The following is a 9,485-nucleotide window of genomic DNA, read 5'->3' as shown; positions in this document are numbered from 1 at the left end:
GCCACGATGATGCAGGATACGTTCCGCAAACTGGCTAGCAACGTGGTGATGCCTCTGGCCGAGGAGATCCATCGGGAAGACCGGATCATTCCGCCGGAGATTCTCGATCCACTGACCGAAATGGGTTGCTTCGGTCTGTCGATCCCCGAGCGTTACGGTGGCCTCCAGAGCGACGACCATGAAGACAACATGGGGATGATCGTGGTGACCGAAGAGCTCTCGCGCGGCTCGCTCGGTGCTGCAGGGAGCCTGATCACGCGTCCGGAAATCCTCAGCCGCGCCCTGCTCAAGGGGGGGACCGAAGAGCAGCGGCAAAAGTGGCTGCCCCAGGTAGCGCTCGGCGATCCTCTGTGTGCCATTGCCGTCACCGAACCGGATACCGGTTCCGATGTCGCCGCCATGCGCCTCAAGGCGAGCAAGTGCGATGGCGGCTGGATCCTCGACGGCGTCAAGACCTGGTGTACCATGGCCGGCAAGGCTGGACTGCTGCTGGTTCTGGCGCGCTCCAACCCGGATCGCTCACTCGGCCATCGGGGACTCAGCATGTTCCTGGTCGAAAAGGACTCGTATGAAGGGCACGACTTCGAATATCGACAAGCCCAGGGTGGCGTATTGACCGGTCGGGCGATTTCGACCATCGGTTATCGCGGGATGCATTCCTACGAGGTCTTCTTCGACAATGTCTTTGTCCCCGATGAAAATCTGGTGGGTGGGCCAGCCGGCGAAGGAAAGGGTTTTTACTTCACCATGGCCGGATTTGCCGGCGGGCGTATTCAGACCGCTGCACGTGCGATTGGTGTCATGCAGGCCGCTTTCGAACGGGCGGTTTCGTATTCCCAGGAGCGCAAGGCGTTCGGCAAGCCGATCGGCGATTTTCAGCTGACCCTCGTCAAGCTGGCGCGCATGGCGACGCTGCTGACCGTTTCCCGTCAATTCACCTACGCCGTGGGCAGTTTGATGGATCAGGGCCTTGGGCAGATGGAAGCCAGCATGGTGAAACTGTTCACCTGCCGGACGGCCGAGTGGCTCACCCGCGAAGCGATGCAGATTCATGGGGGCATGGGTTATGCCGAGGAGTCGCCGGTCAGCCGTTATTTCCTCGATGCCCGCGTACTGTCGATATTCGAGGGAGCCGAAGAAACACTGGCTCTGAAGGTGATCGCACGCTCTCTCATCGACGCGGTGTAACAGGAGGATTCCATGTCGCAGGCAATTCGTTTCGGGCCACAGGCCGAACTGGCCGCCAAAGTCCAGGTGGACGTGCAGCAAGTCCGCCATCCACACTATGGCCGCTATCTGGAGGAGTTCGTGCCGGGGCAGGTGTTCGTTCACCCGCGTGGTTTCACCTTCCTCCGTGCCCAGATGGAGTCCTTTGCCCGGACCTACATGCAGTGCAATCCGCTCTACCTCAATGAGGAATATGCCAGGGCCAGCGGTTTCGCGGGTCTGGTGGCCTCACCGCAGATGGTCTTCAATGTCGTTCTCTCGCTGGGGGTGCAGAATGATTCGGAAAAGGCGATGGCCAACCTCGGCTATTACGATGCCCAGTACCTGCGGCCGGTGCATGAGCTGGATACCATTCGCTCGCTGACCAAGGTCATCGACCGCAAGGAGCGCGGTGCCGGCAAGCCGGGTATCGTGACCATCCGGACCCTGGGCATCAATCAGAACGACCAGGTGGTGCTGCAGTACGAGCGGAAAATCATGGTCGCCGGCCAGGGAGACCGTCCGTCAACCACCCCCTTGCCGTCGGCAGCGGTGATGCCGGCTTTCCCCTGGGTCGACGAGGCCGAGGTCTTTCTGCCGGACTTCCCGGAACGGTTGCCGTCCGGATTGACCGGCCCCAATTCCTGGTTCGAGGATTTTTCCGTCGGCGACATCATCGTTCATGCCAACGGCCGAACGATCACCGACGAGCATCTGCCGCTGACCTATGCGGTGGGCAATACCCATCCGCTGCATTTCGATCGGGTCTTCAGTTCCGGCTTGTCGGGCAAGATGAGCGGTGATCCGATCGTTTATGGGGGCCTGGTCTTTGCCTGGCTGGAAGGACTGGCGAGTCGCGATGTCAGTGAAAACAGCGTTTGGGAACTCGGCTTTACCGAGGGCTATCACACCCAGCCGTCGATCGCCGGCGATACCGTTGCCGCCCTGTCGCGGGTTCTGGCGGTCGAAGACGCTCCGGGCGGGCTGGGGGCGAGATTCGGTATCGTCAGTTTCCAGTTGATTGGCGTCAAGAACCTCAGTGCTTCGGCTGCTTTGGCTCGCCATGGCGAGGATCTGTTCATCAAGGAAAACGACAAGAAAGCGATGGACAAGGAAAAGATTGATGAGAAGATTTTTGAGATCGAAAGACGTCTCTTGATCAGGAAAAGGGGATAGTCATGCCTGCCTCCCGAAAAAATCGCGATCAACCCTGGTTGATGCGGACCTATAGCGGTCACAGCTCGGCCAGGGCATCCAACGCCCTGTATCGAACCAATCTTGCCAAAGGCCAGACCGGACTATCGGTGGCCTTCGATCTGCCGACGCAGACCGGTTACGACGCCGATAGTCCCCTGGCGCGGGGCGAGGTCGGCAAGGTCGGGGTACCCATCTCGTCGATCGAGGACATGGATCAGTTGTTCGACCAGATCCCGCTCGATCAGATGAACACCTCGATGACCATCAATGCCACGGCAGCATGGCTCTTGTCGCTGTACATCGGTCTGGCGCAACGGCGAGGCATCGATCCGACCCGGCTGAGCGGCACCACTCAGAACGACATCATCAAGGAATATCTCTCGCGGGGCACTTACATCTATCCGCCGGGTCCATCGATGCGCCTGATCGCGGATACGATCAATTTCACGGTCAAGCATGTGCCGAAATGGAATCCGACCAACATCTGCAGCTATCACCTGCAGGAGGCAGGGGCGACACCGGTCCAGGAGCTGGCCTACGCCCTGTGCACCGCGATGGCGGTGCTCGATCGGGTCAAGGCCTCCGGCGAAATCGCTCCGGAGGCGTTTCCGCAGGTCGTCGAGCGGATCTCGTTCTTTGTCAATGCCGGCATACGTTTCGTCGAAGAGTGTTGCAAGCTGAGGGCGTTCGGCGAGATGTGGGACGAGCTGACCCTGTCCCGCTACCAGGTGGCGGATCCCAAGCTGCGCCGATTCCGTTATGGCGTGCAGGTGAACTCCCTGGGCCTGACCGAGCCACAGCCGGAAAACAATGTGCAGCGAATCGTCCTCGAAATGATGTCGGTGGTGCTCTCAAAACGCGCAAGAGCTCGCGCCATCCAGCTTCCGGCATGGAACGAGGCGATGGGTCTGCCGCGCCCCTGGGATCAGCAATGGGCGCTTCGGATGCAGCAGGTGATGGCTTTCGAGACCGATCTGCTGGAGTACGACGACATTCTCGATGGGTCACCGGTCATCGCCGCCAAGGTCAGGGAGCTGATCGAGGGCGCCAAAAGGGAAATCGAGAGTGTCGAAGCCCAAGGCGGGATCATTGCCGCAATCGAGTCCGGCTACATCAAGCGCGAACTGGTCGGCAGTCACATGAACCGCTTGCGCGCCATCGAGTCGGGCGACCTCAAGATCATCGGGGTGAACTGCTTCCAGGAAACGGCGGAATCGCCGCTGACCGTGGGCAGCGATGGCGCGATCATGAAAACCGACCCGGCAGCCGAGCGTGAGCAAATCGAGCGGCTGCAGGCGCATCGCCGGAACCGCAACGATGCCGACGTTCGGGCCGCCTTGCAGGGTCTCAGTGATGCCGCCAGGAGTGGCGAAAACATCATGCCCAGTTCGATTCGCTGTGCGCTGGCAGGAGTCAGTACCGGTGAATGGGGCGATTCATTGCGTGCGGTTTTCGGCGAATTCAGGCCACCGACGGGGATCGACATTGCCATTGACAGCCGCGAAGCCCTTGGCAAGAAGGATCGAGTCACCGACCTCAGGACCCGGGTTGCCAGTACGGGTAACGCGCTTGGCCGTCCGCTCAAGCTGTTGGTCGGCAAACCCGGACTGGACGGGCATTCCAATGGGGCCGAACAGGTGGCTGTCAAGGCCAGAGATGTCGGCTTCGAGGTCGTCTACGATGGCATCCGGCTGACGCCGCAACAGATTGCCCAGGCGGCCCAGGAAGAAGGGGTGCATATGGTGGGCCTGTCGATCCTTTCCGGAAGTCATATGGAGCTGGTGGAGTCGGTTCTTCAGGAACTGCGCCTGCGCGATCTCTCGGATGTGCCGGTGATTGCCGGCGGAATCATCCCGCGGGAAGACGCCGACAAACTGGTGGCACTCGGCGTGCGCGCGGTCTACACACCCAAGGATTTCAATCTGAATGCCATCATGGAGGACATGGTGGACGTGATCCGCGAATGCAACGGTCTTGAGCGGTTTGCCCTGCCACAGTGACCGATCGATGACGTCAGCCAACAAGCCAGTCAACAATCTTCCCGATCCCGAGCAGTTGGCGGTACGGATCATGCGCGGGGAGCGAGCGGCGGTTGCCAGTGGCCTGAATCTGCTGGACAACAAGCTCGCCGAGGCGCGTAACCGCTCGGCAAGCTTGCTGGCTTCGCTTTCCGGCGAGCGATGGCTGAATGACGGTCACCTGATCGGGGTGACGGGGCCTCCTGGTGCCGGAAAGTCCTCGCTCGTTTCGGCGATGATTCGCGAGTGGCGCCTGTCAGGCAGGACGGTCGGGGTGCTCGCGGTGGACCCGTCCAGTCGCCCCGAGTTGGGCGGTGGCGCTCTGCTCGGGGATCGCATCCGTATCAAGAACTCGTCGCATGATGAGGGTCTGTTCATCCGCTCGCTGGCCAATCGCAACCAGTTGGGTGGGGTGGCCACCGAGGTCTGGCCGATGAGTTGGCTGATGTTGGCCTGTTTCGATATCGTCGTGATCGAGACGGTCGGTGTCGGCCAGACCGAAATCGATATTGCCGAGATCGGCGACACGGTCTGTTACGTGGCGCAGCCGGCCTCGGGCGACACCATCCAGTATCTGAAGTCGGGCATCATCGAAATTCCGGATATTTTCGCGGTCAATAAATCCGACCTGGGCGCCGCAGCACGCAAGACCGCCAGCGAGATTGGTCGCAGCGCTTCCCGACAGGATCGCCGGGAGGACTGGGATTATCCGGTGTGTCTGGTGAGTGCGACGATGAATACCGGGATCAAACCGTTTCACGATCATTTTGACAGGCACCGCAAGTTTCTCGCCAATGCCGGTTTGCTGGACAAACTGCGGATCCGCCATCAGAGTGCCTGGGTCATGCGCTTGCTGAAAGAGGAATTCGGAACTTTTGGCCTGGAGCTGGCTGGCGGCCAGACCGTTATTGGCGAGCGGCTGAGAGAAAATCGATTCAATCAGTTCGAAGAATACGAGCGTATGCGAAAGCATATTCTCTCCAGATTTTTGTCGGTAAACCAACCGAATAGTCTAACCACAAAGGAGCATCTTGATGAGCAAACAATTGTATGAACTAGGTGAAAAGCCTCCCCTGGGCGAAATTCCGGAGAAAATGCACGCCTGGCTGGTCCGCCAGGACCGCTTTGGCAAACCCACCGAGGCGTTTCAGCAGGAAGTGGTCAATACTCCATCGATCGCCGATGACGAGGTGTTGGTCTATGTGATGGCCGCCGGCATCAACTACAACAACGTCTGGGCGGCACTCGGCATTCCCGTCAATGTCATCGCTGCCCGCAACAAGGGCGGTGAACCCGAAGACTTTCATATTGGCGGCAGCGATGCGTCCGGCATCGTCTACCAGGTCGGCAAGGATGTCACCAACGTCAAGGTCGGTGACGAAGTGGTGATGCATTGCGGTCAGTACAGCCGCAATTGCGAGTGGGTCAAGAAAGGCGGCGATCCGATGTACTCGCCGACCTTCAAGATCTGGGGTTACGAAACCAATTATGGCAGTTTTGCCCAATTCACTCGGGTACAGGCCCAGCAGTGCATGCCCAAGCCCAAGCACATGACCTGGGAAGAGTCGGCGGCGTATACGCTGGTCGCGGCCACCGCCTGGCGGATGCTGCATGGCTGGGGTGCCAGCTCGATCAAGAAGGGCGATGTCGTGCTGATCTGGGGCGGGGCGGGTGGTCTCGGTTCGATGGCGATCCAGATCGCCAAGGCGGTCGGCGCCACATCGGTGGCCATGGTCTCGGGCGAGGACAAGTTCGACTATTGCATGAAACTGGGCGCCAAAGGCTGCATCAACCGTAATGACTTCGATCACTGGGGAATGCTTCCGCACTGGAAGGACAACGCCGGCTATGCGAAGTGGCTGAAGGGCGTGCGCTCCTTCGGTGCGAAGATTTGGGAGGTGTTGGGCGAGAAGCGAGCGCCGAACATCGTCTTCGAGCATCCCGGCGAAACCACCATCCCGACGTCGATCTTCGTCTGCGAGACCGGCGGCATGGTGGTCGTCTGCGCCGGCACCACCGGCTATAACGCGACCGTTGATCTGCGTTATCTGTGGATGCGGCAGAAGCGTCTGCAAGGCTCGCATTTCGCCAATACCGAGCAGGCCAACCAGATGAACGAACTGGCGCTGCGCGGCCAGATCGATCCCTGCATGTCACGGGTCTTCACCTACGAAGAGTTGCCGATTGCCCATCAGTTGATGCACGACAACAAACACCCGCACGGCAACATGTCGGTGCTGATCGGCGCCACCGGTTTTGGTCTGGGCGCCAGTGGCAAGCCGCCCGTGGCGATGGTGCACCCGACGCTGCCCAAGGGCGACGTCCATACCACACCGGCACCCTATCCGATGTCCGTACCGCTGCCGAGCATTGCCGAGGGCGAAGCGTTGACCATTGCCGACGATGGCACCAGGGTTCGCGATCTGATGCATCGGGGCATCATCTCCTGCACGCCGGACGATACCGTCGGCACCGTCGCCAAGATCATGGTGGACAAGGAAATTCATGCGGTGGTGGTGATGGATGAGCAGGGTATGGCCGTCGGCGTCGTATCGCAAACCGATATGGTGCTGGCGCGGCAGGGTCGGACGCCGGATCAGGCGCGCTCGATGCTGGCCAGGGAAGTCATGACCCCTGGTTGCGCGACCTGCGACGCGGACATGCTGTTGAGCGATGCGGTCAGCCTGCTGACGGCCCGGCGGATGCATCGCCTGGTGGTGACCGAGAAGGATCAGCCGGTCGGCGTGCTGTCGATGACCGACGTGGTGCGCAAGATCATCGGCGAGTAATCTCTCACTCCATCAGAACGTCCTGACGTTTTCCGGCCTCCTCCTTATTCCAGGGAGGAGGAATGCAAGATTCCCTTCTCATCCCCAGGGGATGGGAAGGGATTTCGACGAGATCGAGATTTTCCCACCATGCAAGCCATCGTCTGCCATGAACTCACCGGCCCGGCCGCGTTGCGGCTGGAGGAGGTTCCGGAACCACACCCCGGACCCGGCCAGGTGCGTATCCGTGTCCGTGCCTGTGGGGTCAACTTTGCGGATAGCCTGATCACCCGTGGCCAATATCAGCAGCAGCCAGCCCTGCCTTTCAGTCCCGGCTTCGAGGTCTCCGGCGAGGTATTGGAATTGGGCACGGGCGTTGGCGGAATCGCCATCGGGGATCGGGTAATCGCCATGACGCCGCATGGTGGCTATGCCGAGCAGGTCATTGCCGACATCGAGCGCTGTGTGCCGATGCCGGCGGCGATGTCCTGGGAACACGGCGCGGCTTTTCCCGTGGTCTTCGGTACCTCGCATCTGGCCTTGTGGCATCGGGCACGCTTGCGGGCCGGAGAGACGCTGGTGGTGCATGGCGCATCCGGCGGTGTCGGATTGACCGCCGTTGCCATTGGCAAGCAATTGGGGGCGACGGTCATCGCCACGGCCAATGGCCCGGGTAAGCTGCAGGTGGCCCGCGATCATGGCGCGGATCATCTGATTGATTCCAGCCATGAAAATCTGCGAACGCGGATCAGGGAATTGACCGACGGTCGCGGTGCCGACGTGGTCTACGATCCGGTTGGCGGTGAGTTATTCACCACTTCGCTACGCAGCATCGCCTTTGAAGGGCGCATCCTGATCATTGGTTTTGCGAGCGGTACCGTGCCGCAGATTCCGGCCAATCATCTGCTGGTCAAAAATGTTGATGTGATCGGTGTCAACTGGCCGGCTTATGTGGAATTGAATCCGCAAGTGATGACCGAGAGTTTCCGGACACTGATGCAATGGTATCTGGATGGCGCGATCAAGCCGCATGTCTCGGCGACCTATCCGCTGGAACATGCGGTCGAGGCGCTCGATCAAGTGCTGTTGCGCAAATCCACGGGCAAAATCGTCATCATGACGGCTTAGGATATATACTTGTCGTCATCCGGTGGTGATGTCTGTCCTTGCGGCGAACCAGGTTCAAGGCATCCGGAAACCTCAAGAAAATCGACCGGCGCTGGCAAGGGCGAGCGCTGTATTCACTGGGCGCGGCCATCCCCGCGCTGATAATCACGAGAAAGGACTTTCATGAATCCCCAGAACGGTTACGATATTGAAGATTTGTCTGTCGGCATGAGTGCAGAAATCGCCAAGACCATTACCGATGCCGACCTCGTTTTGTTTGCCGGGGTATCGACGGATGTCAATGCGGTGCACATGGATGAAGATTTTGCGAAAACCACGATGTTTGGTGGTCGTATCGCCCACGGGATGTTGTCCGCGAGCCTGATTTCGGCAGTGCTGGGTAATCGTTTACCCGGGCCTGGCACGATTTACATGAGCCAGTCCTTGCGCTTCCGCGCGCCGGTGCGTCCGGGTGAAACGGTCCATGCCAGGGTGACGGTCAAGGAGGTCATCACCGAGAAGTCGCGGGTGGTCGTCGATACCGTGTGCACCGTCGGCGACAAGGTGGTCATCGATGGCGAAGCGACCCTGATGGCAACCTCGCGTCAGAAGCGGGAAGCCGCCGGCAAGTAGTCCTACAACGCCGCCGCCGTGCGCAACTGTTCGTCCAGACCAGATGCGGCTGATCCCCCAACGGCGGCGATCTTTTCGGTCGGCTCCCGGCCGTAAACCCGAGTACCTTTCCTGCCTCCGCGGCCACCCCTGGAGAAGACCAGATGAAACCGACATCCTGTTCCCGGCTTCTCGCCGCTGCCCTTGCCGCAGCGCTGATCGGTTGTGTCGCGCTGCCGCAGGGCGGCGCAGGCTACGCTCGCTCTTCGGCTTTGCCGGCTCCCCCTGACCCGCCTGACAATCCAACGACGCCGGAAAAAGCGGCGCTCGGCAGAAAGCTTTTCTTCGATCCGCGTCTCTCGGGTGACGGCAGCATGGCCTGCCAGGGCTGCCACTACCGTCATCTCGGCTGGACCGACGCGCTACCGCTGTCGCGCAAGGTCGGTGGCGGCATGAATACTCGCCATACGCCCAGCGTATACAACACTGGCTACTACACCAGTTGGTACTGGGATGGCCGTGCCAGGACACTCGAAGCTCAGGTCACTGCCGCCTGGAAGGCACAAATCGGTGCCGA

At 60.3% G+C, this 9,485-nt stretch carries 8 protein-coding genes and 1 pseudogene; all 9 read left to right on the top strand.

Features of this window, described 5'->3' with window-relative positions; translation table 11 throughout:
* Window positions 1–1,188 (top strand): acyl-CoA dehydrogenase family protein (locus V5B39_RS20590; protein ID WP_332344706.1); only part of this gene is annotated, 1,188 nt, incomplete at its 5' end.
* 12 nt (window positions 1,189–1,200) lie between these two features.
* Entirely contained in the window at window positions 1,201–2,382 is a 1,182-nt protein-coding gene (locus V5B39_RS20585) for a MaoC family dehydratase (protein ID WP_332344705.1), read from the top strand.
* Window positions 2,383–2,384: 2 nt separating this feature from the next.
* Window positions 2,385–4,403, top strand: coding sequence for a protein meaA (locus tag V5B39_RS20580; RefSeq protein WP_332344704.1), 2,019 nt, complete (start codon window positions 2,385–2,387; stop codon window positions 4,401–4,403).
* Window positions 4,404–4,410: 7 nt separating this feature from the next.
* Window positions 4,411–5,475 (top strand): ArgK/MeaB family GTPase, encoded by a 1,065-nt coding sequence (locus V5B39_RS20575; RefSeq protein ID WP_332344703.1) that lies wholly within the window; start codon window positions 4,411–4,413, stop codon window positions 5,473–5,475.
* Window positions 5,456–6,688: pseudogene (gene ccrA / locus V5B39_RS20570) on the top strand (crotonyl-CoA carboxylase/reductase); the annotation flags it as partial. The gene V5B39_RS20575 and the pseudogene ccrA, both read left to right, overlap by 20 nt.
* A 24-nt stretch (window positions 6,689–6,712) precedes the next feature.
* Window positions 6,713–7,210 carry a CBS domain-containing protein gene (locus V5B39_RS20565; RefSeq protein ID WP_332344707.1) on the top strand — a complete coding sequence of 166 codons (498 nt, stop codon included), beginning with the start codon at window positions 6,713–6,715 and terminating at the stop codon, window positions 7,208–7,210.
* 129 nt (window positions 7,211–7,339) lie between these two features.
* The gene (locus tag V5B39_RS20560; RefSeq protein WP_332344702.1) at window positions 7,340–8,317 is read left to right on the top strand and encodes an NADPH:quinone oxidoreductase family protein; all 978 of its coding nucleotides are present in this window, start codon (window positions 7,340–7,342) and stop codon (window positions 8,315–8,317) included.
* A 162-nt stretch (window positions 8,318–8,479) separates the two neighbouring features.
* Window positions 8,480–8,929 carry a MaoC family dehydratase gene (locus tag V5B39_RS20555; RefSeq protein ID WP_332344701.1) on the top strand — a complete coding sequence of 150 codons (450 nt, stop codon included), beginning with the start codon at window positions 8,480–8,482 and terminating at the stop codon, window positions 8,927–8,929.
* A gap of 143 nt (window positions 8,930–9,072) precedes the next feature.
* Window positions 9,073–9,485 (top strand): cytochrome-c peroxidase (locus V5B39_RS20550; RefSeq protein ID WP_332344700.1); only part of this gene is annotated, 413 nt, incomplete at its 3' end.

This window comes from Accumulibacter sp. (assembly GCF_036625275.1).
Taxonomy (GTDB): Bacteria; Pseudomonadota; Gammaproteobacteria; order Burkholderiales; family Rhodocyclaceae; genus Accumulibacter.
The sequence above is the reverse complement of the archived record's forward strand: the minus strand, read 5'-3'. Positions and strand labels throughout refer to the sequence as shown.

Bases quoted from the DNA above. Each gene is read 5' to 3' on its own strand.
- V5B39_RS20585 (WP_332344705.1), top strand. From the start codon at position 1,201: ATGTCGCAGGCAATTCGTTTCGGGCCACAGGCCGAACTGGCCGCCAAA.
- V5B39_RS20580 (WP_332344704.1), top strand. From the start codon at position 2,385: ATGCCTGCCTCCCGAAAAAATCGCGATCAACCCTGGTTGATGCGGACC.
- V5B39_RS20575 (WP_332344703.1), top strand. From the start codon at position 4,411: ATGACGTCAGCCAACAAGCCAGTCAACAATCTTCCCGATCCCGAGCAG.
- V5B39_RS20565 (WP_332344707.1), top strand. From the start codon at position 6,713: ATGGTGCACCCGACGCTGCCCAAGGGCGACGTCCATACCACACCGGCA.
- V5B39_RS20560 (WP_332344702.1), top strand. From the start codon at position 7,340: ATGCAAGCCATCGTCTGCCATGAACTCACCGGCCCGGCCGCGTTGCGG.
- V5B39_RS20555 (WP_332344701.1), top strand. From the start codon at position 8,480: ATGAATCCCCAGAACGGTTACGATATTGAAGATTTGTCTGTCGGCATG.